16 protein-coding genes and 1 pseudogene are annotated in these 16,937 nt (G+C 62.8%); 5 read left to right on the top strand and 12 right to left on the bottom strand.

All coding sequences use genetic code 11. The annotated features are described in order from the left end of the window. The first annotated feature begins 7 nt into the window (after positions 1-7). Positions 8-2,710: a [protein-PII] uridylyltransferase gene (locus tag HU825_RS12455; RefSeq protein ID WP_234302139.1), complete on the top strand. Its 2,703-nt coding sequence runs from the start codon at positions 8-10 to the stop codon at positions 2,708-2,710. Positions 2,711-2,734: 24 nt separating this feature from the next. Here HU825_RS12455 and HU825_RS12450 read toward each other — a convergent pair whose 3' ends face one another. The 7 genes from HU825_RS12450 to HU825_RS12420 all read right to left on the bottom strand — a co-directional run bounded on the left by HU825_RS12450 (position 2,735) and on the right by HU825_RS12420 (position 9,110). Beyond that, positions 2,735-3,064 carry a Na+/H+ antiporter subunit G gene (locus HU825_RS12450; RefSeq protein WP_043296540.1) on the bottom strand — a complete coding sequence of 110 codons (330 nt, stop codon included), beginning with the start codon at positions 3,062-3,064 and terminating at the stop codon, positions 2,735-2,737. Positions 3,065-3,073: 9 nt separating this feature from the next. After that, entirely contained in the window at positions 3,074-3,343 is a 270-nt protein-coding gene (locus HU825_RS12445) for a K+/H+ antiporter subunit F (protein WP_054095318.1), read from the bottom strand. After that, entirely contained in the window at positions 3,328-3,831 is a 504-nt protein-coding gene (locus HU825_RS12440; RefSeq protein WP_234302138.1) for a Na+/H+ antiporter subunit E, read from the bottom strand. Before HU825_RS12440 ends, HU825_RS12445 begins: the two co-directional genes overlap by 16 nt. Next, complete coding sequence (locus tag HU825_RS12435; RefSeq protein WP_234302137.1) at positions 3,828-5,336, bottom strand: monovalent cation/H+ antiporter subunit D; 1,509 nt, start codon at positions 5,334-5,336, stop codon at positions 3,828-3,830. Before HU825_RS12435 ends, HU825_RS12440 begins: the two co-directional genes overlap by 4 nt. Further along, positions 5,333-5,662 (bottom strand): Na+/H+ antiporter subunit C, encoded by a 330-nt coding sequence (locus HU825_RS12430; RefSeq protein WP_008566867.1) that lies wholly within the window; start codon positions 5,660-5,662, stop codon positions 5,333-5,335. Before HU825_RS12430 ends, HU825_RS12435 begins: the two co-directional genes overlap by 4 nt. Beyond that, positions 5,662-8,454, bottom strand: a complete 2,793-nt coding sequence (locus tag HU825_RS12425; protein WP_234302136.1) for a monovalent cation/H+ antiporter subunit A — start codon at positions 8,452-8,454, stop codon at positions 5,662-5,664. The genes HU825_RS12430 and HU825_RS12425 overlap by 1 nt, the downstream gene beginning before the upstream one ends. A 194-nt stretch (positions 8,455-8,648) precedes the next feature. After that, positions 8,649-9,110, bottom strand: a complete 462-nt coding sequence (locus HU825_RS12420) for an outer membrane lipoprotein (RefSeq protein ID WP_043296552.1) — start codon at positions 9,108-9,110, stop codon at positions 8,649-8,651. Between the two features lie 119 nt (positions 9,111-9,229). On the opposite strand from HU825_RS12420, the gene HU825_RS12415 reads away from it, so the two are divergent. Then, the gene (locus HU825_RS12415; RefSeq protein ID WP_234303404.1) at positions 9,230-9,478 is read left to right on the top strand and encodes a hypothetical protein; all 249 of its coding nucleotides are present in this window, start codon (positions 9,230-9,232) and stop codon (positions 9,476-9,478) included. Between the two features lie 51 nt (positions 9,479-9,529). On the opposite strand, the gene pdxH is transcribed toward HU825_RS12415, so the two are convergent. From pdxH to dinG, 4 genes are all read right to left on the bottom strand, one after another. Next, on the bottom strand, positions 9,530-10,177 hold the full coding sequence (gene pdxH / locus HU825_RS12410) for a pyridoxamine 5'-phosphate oxidase (RefSeq protein WP_234302135.1): 648 nt from the start codon (positions 10,175-10,177) through the stop codon (positions 9,530-9,532). Between the two features lie 186 nt (positions 10,178-10,363). Beyond that, a complete protein-coding gene (locus HU825_RS12405) occupies positions 10,364-11,050 on the bottom strand; it encodes an OmpA family protein (protein WP_234302134.1) in 687 nt (228 codons plus the stop codon). Positions 11,051-11,183: 133 nt separating this feature from the next. After that, complete coding sequence (locus tag HU825_RS12400; protein ID WP_156716540.1) at positions 11,184-12,332, bottom strand: serine hydrolase domain-containing protein; 1,149 nt, start codon at positions 12,330-12,332, stop codon at positions 11,184-11,186. 83 nt (positions 12,333-12,415) lie between these two features. Next, entirely contained in the window at positions 12,416-14,560 is a 2,145-nt protein-coding gene (dinG, locus tag HU825_RS12395; RefSeq protein ID WP_008566857.1) for an ATP-dependent DNA helicase DinG, read from the bottom strand. Positions 14,561-14,646: 86 nt separating this feature from the next. On the opposite strand from dinG, the gene HU825_RS12390 reads away from it, so the two are divergent. Then, a complete protein-coding gene (locus HU825_RS12390) occupies positions 14,647-15,111 on the top strand; it encodes a CopD family protein (protein WP_008566856.1) in 465 nt (154 codons plus the stop codon). 82 nt (positions 15,112-15,193) lie between these two features. Here HU825_RS12390 and HU825_RS12385 read toward each other — a convergent pair. Continuing rightward, positions 15,194-15,547 (bottom strand): annotated as a pseudogene (locus tag HU825_RS12385) (OmpA family protein); the annotation flags it as partial. Positions 15,548-15,956: 409 nt separating this feature from the next. Here HU825_RS12385 and HU825_RS12380 point away from each other — a divergent pair. Both HU825_RS12380 and HU825_RS12375 read left to right on the top strand, forming a co-directional pair. Further along, positions 15,957-16,448 (top strand): DUF6231 family protein, encoded by a 492-nt coding sequence (locus HU825_RS12380; RefSeq protein ID WP_043296564.1) that lies wholly within the window; start codon positions 15,957-15,959, stop codon positions 16,446-16,448. A gap of 2 nt (positions 16,449-16,450) precedes the next feature. After that, positions 16,451-16,936 (top strand): YchJ family protein, encoded by a 486-nt coding sequence (locus HU825_RS12375; RefSeq protein WP_043296566.1) that lies wholly within the window; start codon positions 16,451-16,453, stop codon positions 16,934-16,936. Position 16,937 lies beyond the last annotated feature (1 nt).

Below are 16,937 nucleotides of genomic sequence, written 5' to 3'. Positions count from 1 at the left end.
GGTACGCATGCCTCAGGTTGATCCAGAGCTGTTCGATCGTAGCCAGTTCCAGGCCGAACTGGCGCTCAAGGCCAGCCCGATTGCCGCATTCAAGAAAGCCATCCGCCAGGCCCGCGAAGTCCTCGACAGACGCTTTCGGGACGGCCGAGAGATTCGCCGGCTGATCGAAGACCGCGCCTGGTTCACCGATCAGATCCTGCGCGCCGCTTGGAGCCGCTTCGACTGGAGCAAGGGCGCGGATATCGCCCTGGTTGCGGTGGGCGGTTACGGTCGCGGCGAGCTGCACCCCTACTCCGACATCGACCTGCTGATCCTGCTCGACGATAGCGATCACGAGATATTCCGAGAGTCGATCGAGGGGTTTCTGACCCTGCTCTGGGACATCGGGCTGGAAGTCGGCCAGAGCGTGCGCTCGATCGCCGAGTGCGCCGAAGAGGCGCGTGCCGACCTCACCGTCATCACCAACCTGATGGAAAGCCGTACCATCGCCGGTCCCGAGCATCTGCGTAAAAAGATGCTGGAAGTCACCCGACCCGATGTGATGTGGCCAAGCAAAGACTTCTTCCTCGCCAAGCGCAACGAGCAGCGCCAGCGGCATTCCAAGTACAACAACACCGAATACAACCTGGAGCCGAACGTGAAGCGCTCGCCTGGCGGCCTGCGCGACATCCAGACGATTCTTTGGATCGCCCGTCGGCAATTCGGCACGCTCGATCTGCAGGCCATGGTCGATCAGGGCTTCCTCACCGAGGGCGAACTCAGCCTGCTGACCGCCGCTCAGGAGTTTCTCTGGAAGGTACGCTACGGCCTGCACATGCTGGCCGGACGTGCGGAGGATCGCCTGCTGTTCGACCACCAGCGCTCGCTCGCCGCCCTGCTCGGCTACGAGGATAGCGACGCCAAGCTGGCCATCGAACGCTTCATGCAGAAGTACTATCGGGTGGTGATGAGCGTCGCCGAGCTGAGCGATCTGGTCGGCCAGCACTTCGCCGAGGTCATCCTCTGGGAAGGCGACTCCGGCCCGAGCACCAAGCTCAACAGCCGTTTCCTGGTGCGCGACGACTATCTCGAAGTCCGCGACCCGGCGGTCTTCAAGCGCACCCCGTTCGCAATCCTGGAAACGTTCGTCCTGCTCGCCCAGCATCCGCAGATTCAGGGCGTACGCGCCAACACCATCCGCCTACTACGCGATCATCGCTACCTGATCGACGACGATTTTCGCAGCGACATTCGCAACACCAGCCTGTTCATCGAGCTGTTCAAGTGCAAGGAAGGCATCCATCGCAACCTGCGGCGAATGAACCGCTACGGCATTCTCGGCCGCTACCTCCCGGAATTCGGCCATATCGTCGGACAGATGCAGCACGACCTGTTCCACATCTATACGGTCGACGCCCACACGCTCAATGTCATCAAATACCTGCGCAAGCTAACCAAGCCGGGCGTGGCGGAGAAGTATCCGCTGGCCAGCGCGCTGATCGAGCGCCTGCCCAAGCCGGAGCTGATCTATATCGCGGGGCTCTATCACGACATAGCCAAGGGCCGCGGCGGCGATCACTCCGAGCTGGGCGCAGTGGACGCTGAGCAGTTTTGCAACCGGCACAAGCTGCCGGCCTGGGATACGCGACTGGTCGTCTGGCTGGTACAGAATCACCTGGTCATGTCCACGACCGCCCAGCGCAAGGACCTTTCCGATCCGCAGGTGATCATCGATTTCGCTCAGCAGGTAGGCGACGAGACGCATCTCGACTATCTCTACGTGCTGACCGTCGCGGACATCAACGCGACCAATCCGACGCTGTGGAATTCCTGGCGTGCGAGCCTGCTGCGCCAGCTGCACACCGCCACCCAGCGCGCGTTGCAGCGCGGCCTGGAGAATCCGCTGGGGCGCGAGGAGCAGATCCGCCAGACCCAGCGCGCCGCACTGGACGAACTGGTTCGCAACGGCAGCGACCCCGACGAGGCCGAGCAGCTCTGGGCGCAACTGGGTGACGACTATTTCATGCGCCACTCGGCCAGCGACGTGGCCTGGCATACCGCGGCGATCCTCGCGCACGGCGAAGACAACGGCCCGCTGGTGCTGATCAAGGAAACCACGCAGCGCGAATTCGAGGGCGGCACGCAGATCTTCATCTATGCGCCGGACCAGCACGACTTCTTCGCCGTGACAGTGGCGGCGATGGACCAGCTCAACCTGAACATCCACGATGCCCGCATCATCACTTCGAGCAGCCAGTTCACGCTCGACACCTACATCGTGCTGGACGCCGACGGCACGCCGATCGGCGACAACCGCGAGCGGATCGAGGAAATTCGCCAGGGCCTGATCGACGCAGTGCGCAATCCCGACGAGTACCTCACCATCATCCAGCGCCACGTGCCGCGCCAGCTCAAGCACTTCGCCTTCCCGCCGCAGGTCACGATCCATAACGATACCCAGCGCCCGCAGACGATCATTGAGATCATCGCGCCGGATCGTCCCGGGCTGCTTGCCCGCGTCGGGCAGCTGTTCCTGGCCTTCGATCTGTCGGTGCAGAACGCCAAGATCGCCACACTGGGCGAGCGGGTCGAGGACGTGTTCTTCGTCACCAACGCCGACAATCAGCCGCTATCGGACCCACAGCTCTGCACGCAGCTGCAGCAGGCGCTGATCGCGCAACTGCAGCAGGAAAACGAGCATCAGCCGTCGCCGAGCAGCTTCACCATCTGACGCTGGCGACGCTGCGCGACAGCTTTACTGCCAGGGCTTGCCGCGCGTGCGCTCGATGAACGGCAGCTTCTGCTGCATCGCGGCCTTGGCCAGCATGTGGGCACTCACCGGGGCGGTGAGGAAGAGAAACAGGGTGATCAGCAACTCGTGCAGACTCAGCCCCTCGGTCCGGCTGCCAAAGAAGATCATCGATGCAATGACGATCCCGCCAACCCCCAGGGTGGTCGCCTTGGTCGGGCCATGCAGACGGGTATAGAAATCCGGCAGGCGGTACAGGCCGATGGCACCGACCAACGCGAACAGACTGCCGACGATCAGGCAAATGCTTACCAGCAACTCGATCCAGAAAGGCATGCGCAATCCTCAGTCAATGATGTCGCCGTGCAGCAGGTGCTTGCCTACTGCGACCGTACTGATGAACCCCATCACCGCGATCAGTAGAGCGGCCTCGAAGAACAGCTCCGACGCCAGCCAGATGCCGAACAGCACGATCAGCGCGAGCGCGTTGATGTAGAGCGTATCCAGCGCCAGCACCCGATCCGGCATCTCCGGGCCAATGATCAGACGTGCCAGGTTAAGTACCGCCGCCAGCGACATGATCGCCAGGCAGATGGGTATCACGTACGTGAGCATTCGAAAATCTCCAGCAGCGGCGCCTCGTAGCGCGACTTCACCTCGTGCACCAGCGCCTCGGCGTCCGGCGCGTCCAGGGCGTGCAACAGCAGGGTCTTGTGATCCGGACTCAGACCGGCCGATACCGTGCCCGGAGTCAGCGAGATGATGCTGGTCAGTACCGCGAGCACGAAATCATCCTCGATCGCCATCGGCACCTCGACGAACGCCGGGGCGAGCCGGCTCTTCGGTCCGAGCACCAGTTTGGCGACATGCAGATTCGCCACCACGATGTCGTAGAACACCAGGGCGATGAAGCGGCACAGCAGCAACGGTTTGCGTACCGTCGGAACTTCGATGAGAAAACGCCGCAGCAGCAGCGGCAGGCCCCAACCGAGCACAGCACCGAGCACCACATGACCGGCGCTCAAGGTGTTGTTCAACATCAGCCACAGCAGCGTGAGCAATACGCTGAGGGCAGGATGAGGCAGCCAGCGTGACTTCTTCATGCGCCACCTCCGGTAATCGTCTGCAGATAGGGCTGCAGATTCAGCAGCTGACTCGCCGTCGCCTGCAGATAGCCCTGCACCGGCTGCGCGAGCACTACCAGCAGCAAGCTGGCGGAGAGCAAGCCCAGGGTCGCCAGCAGCCTGATCGGATCGGCACCCGCACCGGCAATGGCCGGGCACTCGTCATTGGTGCGCCAGAACACCAGACTTCCGGCGCGACTGAGGGCGATCAGCATGCCCAGCCCACCAACCAGCAGCACCGACCACAGCCAGGCCGCCTGACTACTCAGTTCCACCGCCCGCATCAGCATGAGCTTGCCGAGGAAGCCGGAAAAAGGCGGCAGCCCCGCCACTGAGATTGCCCCGAGAAAGAACAGCATGCCCAGCAGCAGCGGCTGGCGCAGCGGCCCGGCGGAGATCAGATCCGTGCCAATCGCACCGCGTTGTTGGCCGATCAGATCGGCCAACAGGAACAGTGCCCCGGCGATCAACGTGCTATGCAGCAGGTAGTACAGCGCCGCTGCGATGCCACTGGCGCTGCCCAGCGCAATGCCCGCCAGCAAGGTGCCGACCGAAGCCACGACCAGATAGGCCAGCAAGACCTGCAGGTTGCGCGCCGCCAGCGCACCAATGACGCCCGCCGCCAGCGTGAGCAACGACAACGGCCAGAGCCAGACCTGTACCAAGTTGCTCAGCTCGCCGGCCTCGCTGCCGTAGATCAGCGTGAATACGCGCAGGATCGCGTACAGCCCGACCTTCGTCATGATTGCGAAGAGCGCCGCCACCGGAGCCGTCGCCGCCGCATAGGCACGGGGCAACCAGAAATACAGCGGAAGGATCGCCGCCTTCAGGGCGAATACCACCAGCAACAGGAAACCGGCGGCGGCTACCAGCGGTGCCTGCGCCGGATCGAGCAGCGAGGTGCGCCAGGCCAGATCCGCCATGTTCAGCGTACCCAGTACGCCGTACAACATGCTCACGCCCAACAGGAAGAACGACGAGCCCAGCAAATTCAACACCACATAATGCATGCCCGAGCGAATGCGCGACGGGCCATGGCCATGCACCAGCAGCGCATAGGACGAGATCAGCAGAATCTCGAAGAACACGAACAGGTTGAACAGATCGCCCGTGAGAAAGGCGCCGTTGATGCCGAGCAGCTGGAACTGGAACAGCGCATGGAAATTCGGTCCGCGCTCATCGTCGCCACGACAGGCGTACAGCAGCGCGAAACCGGCGAGCAGCGCCGTCACCACCAGCATCAACGCGCTCAGGCGATCCAGCAGCAGGACAATACCGAACGGCGGCTGCCAGTTACCCAGCGCATACACGCGCAGTTGATCGTCACCGGCAAGCAACAGCAGCCAGAGCGCAAGCGGCACCAGCGCCCAGGTCGCCAGCAGCGATAGCAGACGCTTGCTGGAGCTACCCAGCCGATGGCCAAACAGCAACACCGCACCCATGAACAGCGGCAGCAGAATGGGCATGATCAGCACGTGATTCATTCGCGTGGCTCCTGACCATCCACATGATCCGTGCGCAGCTCACCGAGCCCACGCAAAGCCAGTACCACCACGAACGCAGTCATGGCGAAACCGATGACGATCGCAGTCAGCACCAGCGCCTGTGGCAACGGGTCGCCATACTCGGCGCTCTGTCCGATCACTGCGGGCACTCCGGTCGCCAGACGGCCCATCGAAAAAATGAAAAGGTTGACTGCATAAGAGATCAGCGTCAGCCCCACAACCACCGGAAAGATCCGCGCCCGCAACAGCAGGTAAACGCCACTGGCGGTCATCACCCCCAGAGTGATGGCAAACAAGGCTTCCATCAGAGCACCTCCCTGCTCGTTTCGTCCTGACCGACATGGCCGATGTTGGAGAGGATCAGCAGCGTCGCGCCGACGACCACCAGATAAACCCCGAGATCGAACAGCATCGCAGTCGCCAGCTCAAACTCGCCCACCAGCGGCAGATGAAAATGTCCGAACGTCGAGGTCAGGAACGGATAGCCGAACAGCCAGCTGCCAAGCCCGGTCAGCCCGGCGATCAGCAGCCCGGCGCCACTGATCGCGTGATAGCTCACGGGCTGACGCTCCTGCGCCCAGGCGACCCCGTGTGAGATGTATTGCAGGATCAGCGCTGCGGCGGTGATCAATCCAGCGATGAACCCCCCCCCTGGCAGATTGTGTCCGCGCAGGAAGATGAACACCGAAATCAGCATGGCCAGCGGCAGCAGAGCCCGCGCCAACACGTCGAGAATCATCGGATGGCTGTCCAGCGACCACGGCCTGCCGCCATAGTCGCGCAACGGATGCGGCAAATGCAGGCCATATAGCAGGCCGTAGATGGCCACGCCGGCGATTGCCAGCACACTGATCTCACCGAGCGTATCGAAGCCGCGGAAATCCACCAGAATCACGTTGACCACGTTGGCCCCGCCGCCCCCGGACACGCTGTTCTCCAGGAAAAACCCCGCGATGCTTTCGTATGGACGGGTCAGAACCGCGTAGGCCAGCAAAGCGACCATCGTGCCGCAACCACCGGCGAGGAGCAGATCGCGCAAGCTACGCAGACTGCTGGATTCGGCCGGGGTCCGGTCAGGCATGAAGAACAGCGCCAGAATCAACAGGATGATCGACACCACCTCGACCGACAGCTGGGTCAGCGCCAGATCGGGCGCCGAATAGCGAGCGAATGCCAGTGACACCATCAGCCCGACCACCCCGAGCACCATCAGCGAAATCAGCCGGCGACGGTGAAAGAGCACGGTCAGCAGCGAGGCCAGCGCGAGGATCGCCATGCCCAGCACTGTCACGCCATCGTACGGGGTCATCGCGACGCTGCCGTGGAAGGAGTCCAGTGTCGACAGCGCGAACACCACCAGCGCCAGCGTACTGGACAACATCAGTGCGAGGTAGCGCTGCAACGAGCCGTTATCCAGGCCATCGGTGAGCTTGCGTGCCGCTGCCGTGAGTGCACCCATGGCGCGCTCGAAGACCATCAGCGAATCGACCACCGGCAGCCCCTCGTACCAGCGGAACACCCAACGACGCAGCGAATAGATCAGCACGCCACCGGTCAGCGCCAGAAAGCTCATGATCAGCGGCAGGTTGAATCCGTGCCAGATCGCCAGGCTGTATTGCGGCGCTTCGCTGTTCAGGCTTGCCGCTACGGCCGATGCCAGCAGCGGCGCTACCGTATAGGCGGGCAACATGCCCACCAGCAGGCAGAGCAGCACCAGCACCTCCACTGGAATCTTCATGTAGCGCGCCGGTTCATGCGGCGGGTATTTCGGCAGGTCGATCGGCTCGCCATTGAAAAACACGTCATGGATGAAGCGCAGCGAATATGCCACCGAAAAGGCGCTGGCAATCGTCGCCAGTGCCGGGATGATCCAGTAGAAGCTGCCGAGCAGATGCTGATCCAGCGTTTCGGCGAAGAACATTTCCTTGCTGAGGAAGCCGTTGAGCAATGGCACACCGGCCATCGCCAGCGACGCCACCATTGCCAGCATCGCGGTGTGCGGCATGTACTTCCACATACCGTTGATGCGCCGCATGTCCCGCGTACCGGTTTCATGGTCGATGATGCCCGCGGCCATGAACAGCGAGGCCTTGAAGGTCGCGTGGTTGATTATATGGAAGATCGCCGCCACCGCTGCCAACCGCGAATCCAGCCCGAACAACAGCGTGATCAGGCCCAGGTGACTGATAGTGGAATAGGCCAGCAGCCCCTTGAGGTCATGCTGGAAAAGTGCCATCACCGCACCTACCAGCAGGGTCGCCAGGCCGGTCATGCTCACCAGATAGAACCACAAATCCGAGTACGCTAACGCCGGATACAGGCGCGCAAGCAGGAACACCCCGGCCTTCACCATCGTCGCCGAGTGCAGGAAAGCCGAGACTGGTGTCGGCGCCGCCATCGCCTGTGGTAACCAGAAGTGAAACGGAAATTGTGCCGATTTGGTGAAAACGCCCAAAAGCACCAGCACCAGGATCACCGGATAGAGCGCACTGTTGCGAATCGCCTCGCCTGCGTCGAGCACGCTGCTGAGTTCGAAGCTGCCGACCACCTGACCGATCAGCAGCACCCCGGCGAGCAGCGCCAGACCGCCGCCACCCGTGACCGCCAGTGCCATGCGGGCCCCCTGGCGGGCATCGGCGCGGTGGTTCCAGTAGCCGATCAACAGAAACGACGACAGACTCGTCAGCTCCCAGAACATCAGCATCAGCAGCAGGTTTTCCGACAGCACGATGCCCAGCATCGAGCCCATGAATAGCAGGAAGAAGCCGAAGAAGCGTCCCATTGGGTCGCGCTTGGCCAGGTAGTAGCGCGCATACAGAATGACCAGCAGGCCAATGCCGAGAATCAGTAGCGCAAATAGAAAGCCCAGACCATCGAGACGCAGACTCAGATTCAGCCCCAACTCCGGCAACCAGGGCACCTGCACGATCTGTACCTTCCCGGCGAACACTGCGGAGCGCTCGGAGAGCAGCAACACCAGCGCGGCCAACGGCCCGATGCCGGCTCCGAAGGCGCACGCCGAGCGGCCGGCGCGCTCCAGCAGCAACGGCAGACAAATGCCCAAGAAAGGCAAAGCGATGATCAACGCAAGCGTCATGGGGTTCTCTCTGGGCCGTCCGGCTCGACGGCATTTCTTCTTCTAAGCGAACTGACTATCAGCTCGCGCGCACACATAGATGCGCTCGATTATCCATATCACCGCAGTGAACGTCATGGGTCCATGTATTACGAAAAACAAAAAGGCGCCGCCCCGCCGCAAAGCGAAGCCGCGCCTTTTGTAGGGTCCCGCCGTCAGGGTGTGACGCGACTGGTTCCGCTTACGCTCAGGATGCGTACCCGCTGGCCGACCCTGAACACCTGGTTCGGCTCAACCTCCTGCACATAAGCGCGGATATTGCCGTCGTCCTCACGCACGGTGATCTCGACGCCCTGCGTGCGGGTGAAACCCTCCTCCGCCGCCGCGCCGAGCATACCGCCCGCTACCGCACCGATGACCGCCGCAACAGCACTGCCGCGCCCGCCGCCCACACCGCTGCCGGCCACTCCGCCCACAATGGCGCCAGCACCGGTGCCGATCGGCGTCTTGGTTCCTTCGATCTTGACCGGTCGCAGCGACTCGATGGTTCCATAGCGAACAGTCTGGACGGCGCGCGCTTCGTCACGCGAATAGGTGTCGCCCGTCAGGCTGGACGCGCAGCCGCCGACCGCGAGCGCTACGGCAGTGAGTGAAGCGATATAAATTGACTTGCGCATGAGTTCTCTCCTGAAAAACGAACGAATCGCTTGGCAACCAACCGGCCCTGCCGCAGCATTCTCGCTGCTTGGCGGCATGCATGAGCCGTCAGATCGTATTCAACCGAACGAGAATGTCCGTGGATTATTTCATCATAGCCGTCACCACCTTCGCCGGCCTGGCTTTCCACGCCTGGCTGTTCATCCGCTTTCGCCGCTGGATCGAACGCGACCTCGCCTATTCGATCGCCGGCAGCGATCCCGATAAGCGAGCGTGGCTGCTGAGCCGACTGGGCGAAGCCAAAGCGCAGAAGATCAAGCGGCGGGATCTGCAGGCGTGGCTGGAGCGTGAAATCCAGCACTATCCAACCCATCGCACTCAGCAATAAGCCCAGTCGACCGCCGCTCGCAGCCCGGTCGACGGCTCACTCAAGAACGCTTCAGGGTGCCAGTCGCCGACGCTCCCAGCCACCGGCCACGCAGCGGTAATCGAGCCGGTCATGCAGGCGGCTCGGACGGCCCTGCCAGAACTCGATACGCTCCGGTATCAACCGGTAGCCGCCCCAGTGCGGCGGACAGTGCGGTGCCTGATCGAGGAAGCGTTGTTCGGTTGCGGCGAGCAGGCGTTCCAGCTCTGCGCGATCGGCAATCACCCGGCTCTGCGGCGACGCCCAGGCGCCCAGGCGGCTACCCAGTGGCCGCACATGGTAGTAGGCGTCCGACTCTTCGACGCTGACCTTCTCTACCCGCCCCTCGATACGCACCTGGCGCTCCAGCGTCGGCCAGAAAAACGTCATCGCGGCAAAAGGCTGCCGACTCATCTGCTGCCCCTTGTCGCTGTCGTAGTTAGTGAAGAACGTGAAACCACGTTCATCCAGCGCCTTGAGCAGCAGAATCCGGCAGTGCGGCCGGCCCGCCTCATCCACGGTCGCCAGCGACATGGCATTGGGCTCGACCGGCGCCTGCTCGGTCTTCATCGCCTCACCGAACCACTGGCGAAACAGGCTGAACGGTTCGTCAGGAGCGTTCGCTTCGCTGAGTCCTTCACGGGTGTAGTCGCGGCGCATATCGGCCAGGGACTGGATCATTCGCGGGTTCCTTCTTCGTCAAACGGGCCGGATCGAAGGCAGCGCACGGCGCACTCGCCTCACGGGTGGCGGCCATCGCGCAGCCGCCCGGAGCCTAGCTTATCCCTGCAACCAGGCCGCGCGCTTGATTCAACGCAAAAGCAAACGGGCCTGAAAAGGCCCGTCGATGATGCGACTACCGTGCTGCTACTTCTCGCCCTTGGCGGTTTTGGCAACCGCAACCTGCGTAGCCGCGGCCGGTGCTGCTACAGCGGCAGTCGCAGTCGCAGTCGCAGTCGCAGTCGCAGTCGGATCGTTATATTCGGCTACCGTCGCCAGCAAGCTGACCTGCTGAGTCAACAGCATCTCGACACGACGGTTCAGCGCGCGCCCGTCCTTGCTGTCATTGGCAGCCCGCGGCTTGTCCGACCCCATGCCGCGGATGCGCAGGCGATCGTGCTTCAAACCGCTGAGGCGGAATATGGCGGCCACTGCGCCGGCCCGCTCGCGACTGATGGTGCGATTGATCTCGTCGGAACCGGTGCTATCGGCGTGGCCGAGAATAACCACGGCGGCCTTACTGTCCTTTTCCACCAGTTTGGCTACCCGCGTGATGGGACCCAGCGTGACCGGCAACAGCATGCCGGGACGATCAGGATTGAATGAGGAATCCACCGGAGCAGTGATCACCAAGAGGTTGTCGCGGCGCTCCAGCTCGAAGCGGCTATCCTTGATCGCCTCGCGCAAACGCGGCTCGTAATCGTCCATCCAGGCCGTATCGACCTTCGCCACGGCAGGCGCCGCAGCCGCGGCCTCGGTGGGCTTCTCATCCTTGGAGCTGCAGCCGACCACCATCAGGCAGACAATCAGAGAAGCGCTTTTCAGCATGTTCATGTGCGGATTCCGTCAGACGTTTGAGTTCAGATTCTCGCCAGGCAGCCCAGCCGGCAATAATTGAAGAGATTGATCAAATTGTGGCCGCAAGTCCCTGCCCTGCAAAGCCTTGCCATGCAGAACTGACGAGCGGTTAACCGATGCATTGCGCCACACTTCGCGCCAGGGCCTGCGCACGGGGGTCCATCAGCACATAAGGGCCGAGCGTATTGGTGGCGAAACCGAACGCCAGGTCCCTGTCGGGGTCGGCGAAGCCGATACTACCGCCGGCTCCCGGATGGCCGAAAGCCCTCGGGCCCATCGCGAAAGTCGCGTTGGCGACCTCTGGCTGATCGAGCCAACAGCCAAGCCCGAAGCGGGTCTGGGATAACAGCGTAAGGTCTTCGCCAGCGCTGTGCTCACGACGCATTTCATCGAGCACGGCCGTGTCCAGCAAACGCCCCAGCAGCAGACCGGAATAGAAGCCTGCCAAAGAACGCGCGTTGCCATGTCCGTTCGCCGCGGGCTGCGCCATGCGCCGCCACTCGGGCTTGTTACCGCTGTTCATGATCGATGGTGGATTGTTGAAGGCACGCGCGCTCAACGATGCCGGATCACTCATCAAGACCTTGAACAGCCGCTGCGCCGCCGCATCGCCGAACTCGTTTTTGGCGCGGGTCAGGTAAGCGACGCGGTGAAACTCTTCGTCATCGAGGCCGATATGGAAATCCAGCCCCAACGGGGTGGCCGTTCTGGCCACGATGGCAGCTCCCGGCTCCGATCCGTCGGCTCGTCGGATCACCTCTCCCACCAGCCAGCCGTAGGTCATCGCGGCGTAGCCCTGGGCCTCGCCGGGCGTCCACCAGGGCTGCTCCGCGGCTATTGCGGCGATCATGGCATTCCAGTCGTACAGGGCCTCGGGCGGCAATGGCTGGCGCAGGGCAGGCAGACCCGCGCGATGGCAGAGCAGCTGGCGCAGCGTGATGCGCGCCTTGCCGTTGGCGGCGAACTCCGGCCAGACGTCGGCAACCGGCGCATCGAGCTGCAGTTTGCCCTCGGCGACCAATTGCAGCGCCGCGACGGCGGTGAAGGTCTTGGTACAAGAGAACAGGTTGACCAGCGTATCGCCGTGCCATGGCAGCTCACCGGCATTGTCAGCCACGCCAGCCCACAGATCGACGACCGTCTCGCCGGCGATCTGCACGCAGACAGCCGCACCGCGGGTCTGGGTGTGCTCGAAAAGCGCGGCGAATGCATCTCGCACCGCCTCGAAACGAAGATCGAAATAACCTTGTATCTGCACGCTGCCACCTGTGATCGGATGTTATCGGCGCATTGTTCCAGCAGCCTCACCGGAAGAAAACCGCACGAATGTGTCGGAAGGAATCAGTCGATCTCACGACGAAACGGCGGCAACGCATTGAGAATCGCCTTGCCATAGCGCTGTGTCACCACTCGTCGGTCGAGCAAGGTGATGGTGCCGCGGTCGGCCTCGGTGCGCAGCAGGCGACCGCAGGCCTGCACCAGTCGCAGCGAAGCATCCGGCACAGCAATTTCCATGAACGGATTGCCGCCCCGCGCTTCGATCCACTCGGCCAGCGCCGCTTCCACCGGATCGTCCGGCACTGCGAAGGGAATCTTGGCGATCACCACATGCTCGCAATAGGCACCGGGCAGATCGACCCCTTCGGCGAAACTCGCCAGGCCGAACAGCACACTGGACTCTCCGTCATCAACCCGCTTGCGGTGCTTGTTCAGAGTTTCCTGTTTGGACAGGTTGCCTTGAATCAGCACCCTGCGACGCCAGTCACGCTCGAGGCCATCGAATACGTCCTGCATCTGCCGGCGCGAGGAGAACAGCACCAGCGTACCGCGTGAATGCTCCACCAGACCCGGCAGTTCGCGGACGATCGCCGCGGTGTGCGCAGCCGCGTCACGCGGATCAGCTTGCAGGTTTGGCACCCGCAGGACCCCGGCGTCCGCATGATGAAACGGACTCGGCACCACGGCAGTAACGGCAGACCGCGGCAGGCCTGCGCGCATGCGGTAGCGGTCGAAGCTGTTGAGCGCCGTCAGCGTGGCAGAGGTTACCAGTGCACCGTAAGCGACATTCCAGAGATTGCGCCGCAACGTCTCGGCCGCCAGGATCGGGCTGGCATTGACCTCGATATCGAACAACGCACCGCCATCGGCAAGCGTCAGCCAGCGCGCCATTGGGGGACTGTCCTGCGGGTCTTCGACGGTAAACGCCGTCCACAACTCCCAGTTTCCCTGGGCGCGGGTCAGCAGACTGCCAAACAGTGGATACCACTCTTCCGCCTGGTGACTGGCGATGCCGCCGCCCGCCTCGCCATCCATCGCCTCTTTGAGCAGCTCGGCGATGCGCGTGAACAGGTCGGTCAGGCGCGCGAAGCCCTTCTTCAACTCTACGCCCAGCTCGATCAGGTGTTCCGGCACCACACCACCGACAAAGCGATGGCGCGGCCGCTCGCGCCCTTCCATATCCTCGCCGGCGCGGAAATCAGCCAGTTGCTCGCAGGCGCTGAACATGAACTGTTGCTGGCTGCGCAGCTCGCGCGCCAGCTCCGGCACGCCTTCGATCAGCCTGCCGAGCTCACCGGGCAACGGATGCTGGGCGAGCAGCTTGGTCAGATTCTTCTCCACCTGCCCCAGCCACTCACCGGTCGAACGCAGACGGGTGAAATGCGCAAAATGGCCGATCGCCTTGTCCGGCAGGTGATGGCCTTCGTCGAATACGTATAGCGTGTCACGCGGATCGGGCAGCACCGCACCGCCGCCGAGCGCCAGGTCGGCTAGCACCATGTCGTGGTTGGTGACGATGACATCGACCTTGGTCATGCCCTCGCGGGCCTTGTAGAACGCGCATTGCTGGAAGTTGGGGCAATGTCGGCCGGTGCACTGGCTGTGATCGGTGGTCAGACGCGACCAGTCGGCATCGTCCAGTTCTTCGGGCCAGCTGTCGCGATCGCCATCCCAGCGGTTGCCGGCGAGCTTTTCAATCATGCCGGTGAACAGCTTCTGGCTGCGCTCGTCGACGTCGATGCGAAAGCCCTCCTCCTCGAACAGCTGAGCGGTGGCCGTCTGCGCGTGCCCTTCCTGCAGCAGTAGATCCAGCTTCGACAGGCACAGGTAGCGCCCGCGCCCCTTGGCCAAGGCGAAGCTGAAATTCAGCCCGCTGTTGCGCATCAGGTCAGGGAGATCCTTGTTGACGATCTGCTCCTGCAGCGCAACGGTCGCGGTAGCAATAACTAGGCGCTTGCCGGCAGCCTTCGCCGTTGGAATCGCCGCAATGCTGTAGGCCACGGTCTTGCCAGTGCCCGTGCCGGCTTCCACCGCCACCACCGCCGGCTCGCCTTCACGACGGCCCTCGTCATCGGCCTTGATGGCGCCCAGCACCTTGGTTACCTCGGCGATCATCAACCGCTGACCGTAACGCGGCTTGAGGCCCTTGGCCTCGAGAAAACGGGAATAGGCGCCCTGGATCTGGGACTTGAGTTCGGTGCTGAGCATGGGCGCTGATGCTGTATATATTTTCAGTACTTCAAATGGGCGGCTATGATAACGCGCGTCGCCCCGATCGCCAGCGGAGATTTGCCATGACCCCATTTGCCTCGCTCTATGCCTTGCACGTATTGGCCGCCGTGTTGTGGGTGGGCGGTATGTTCTTCGCCTGGATGGTTCTGCGCCCGGCGGCCGTTGCCGTATTGCAGGCGCCCGAACGCCTGCGGCTGTGGGCCGAGGTGTTCCGCCGGTTCGTCCAATGGGTCTGGATCGCGGTGGCAGTGCTGCCAATCAGCGGCATCGGTATGTGGCATCTGCGCTTCGGTGCGATGGCCAGCGCCCCTCGCTACGTACATGTGATGACCGGCTTGTATCTGGTCATGCTGGCGCTGTTTCTGCGGCTAGTACTGCTGCAGCTACCGGCGCTCCGACGCGCTGTGGACGGCCAGGATTGGCCGGCAGGCGGTGCGGTCCTGGGGAAGATTCGAGCATTGGTGGGGCTGAACCTGCTGCTCGGCCTTGCACTCATCGCGATAGCCAGCGCGCGCCCGGTGTTCTGAGCACAAAAGTGCCGTGTCTTCCGGCACACCACGGTGCGCAAAGAAAAGCCGGGCAGTGCCCGGCTCGGTTGTACATCTGGGATCAGGGTCGCGCTTCGACTTCCGCTTCCACTCGACGGTTGATTGCCCGTCCGGCATCGGTCGCATTATCCGCTACCGGGCGCGACTCACCGTAACCGACCGCATCCACCCGACCAGCCTCCACGCCGTACTGGTTGACCAGCACTTCGCGCACAGCATTGGCGCGACGCTCGGAAAGCCGCTGGTTGTAGGCATCGGTGCCGACCGAGTCGGTATGGCCTTCCAGCACCGTGGTGGTCTGCCCGTACTCCTTCATGAAGTCCGCGAGATTCTGGATATCTCCGTAGCTGTCAGGTTTGACGACCGCACGGTCGAAGTCGAACTTCACGTCAAGCTCGACGCGCACTGGCTCGGCTGCGGGCTCCGGTTCCTCGGCCGGCATCGGCTCGACGGTTTCGACCACCGCGACCGTCTGCTCCTCGGTGCCGTTCGCCCAGCAATAGGCCGCCGCGACACCACCGCCGATCACGGCGCCCCAACCGGCATAGGTGGAACTCTCGATCGCACCAAGCGCGGCACCCGTGACGCCACCAACTGCGGCACAGGTAGGCCAGTCCTGCTTCTGCACGCCCGCGCAACCGGCCAGGAACGTGGTCATTACAATCACGGGTACTGCTGTCCGTAGGGTACTCATCGATAAAACCTCCGCTGTGGGTTCGTCCAGAACCACCACCTGCTCGACCTCAGGCGGCTCCGGTTGCTTTGAGACTAGGCCGCGATCGGTGACCACGCTAGTCTTGCGCCTCTTGTCGAGGATTTTTCGCGTGATTGCCAACGCCCGCACGCCGCAGCAAGCGCTCGCCGCATTGCTCGAGCAGTACCAGCCAGAACATGTCCTTCAGGTCGGTCAAAGCCGTCCGCCGGCGCTCGACGCTTATCTGGCGGGCCATCCGCACAGCCGGGCGGACCACATCGACGGCGCCTCGCCGGCCCCGAATGTCGTGCAGCAGCGCTACGATCTCGCGCTGATCGTGGATTGCCTGGAACACCTACCGAAACGTCACGGCCGTGAGCTGCTGGGCGGTATTCGCAATCTCCATGCGAGCCGCCTGGCGGTTTTAATCGATTTGGAGGCAAGCGACTGGCAATCCACCGATTTCTTTTCGCTCGGCCTGCAGATAGCCGATCGCTTCCAACGAGACGCGCAGACCCTCACGCTATTCACCTATGACCTGCTGGATTACAAGCAGATTCCCGACTGGCTGAACGCCAAGTTCTGGGCCAATCCGCAAATGTTCGGCAAATACTGGTGGTAATGATGAACATACTGGCAGCGCAAACCGAACAATGCCCCTGCGGCAGCGCAAACACCCTGGCCCAATGCTGTGGCCGCTATCACGCCGGTACGCCTGCGCCCAGCGCCGAGTTGCTGATGCGCTCGCGCTACAGCGCCTATGTGCTCGGCCTGATCGATTACCTGCAAGCCACCACGCTGCCGGTGCAACAGCCACTCCTGAACCTGCAGTCGATCCGCCAGTGGAGCCTGGAAAGCACCTGGCTGGGGCTGGAGATCGAGCAGAGCACTGTGCTGGGTGGTCAGCCGGAGCATGCGCTGGTGACCTTCACCGCGCGCTGGCACGACCAGAGCGGCGAACATAGTCATCAGGAACGTTCGGCATTCGTCCAGCGGGAGGGCCGCTGGTATTTCATCGATCCGACGGTACCGCTCAAGGTCGGACGCAACGACAACTGCCCTTGCGGCAGCGGACTGAAATTCAAGAAATGCTGTGCGGCCTATCTGTAGC

It is taken from the genome of Pseudomonas phenolilytica (genome assembly GCF_021432765.1).
Taxonomy (GTDB): Bacteria; Pseudomonadota; Gammaproteobacteria; order Pseudomonadales; family Pseudomonadaceae; genus Stutzerimonas; species Stutzerimonas phenolilytica.
This window is presented reverse-complemented; position numbering and strand designations above follow the sequence as displayed.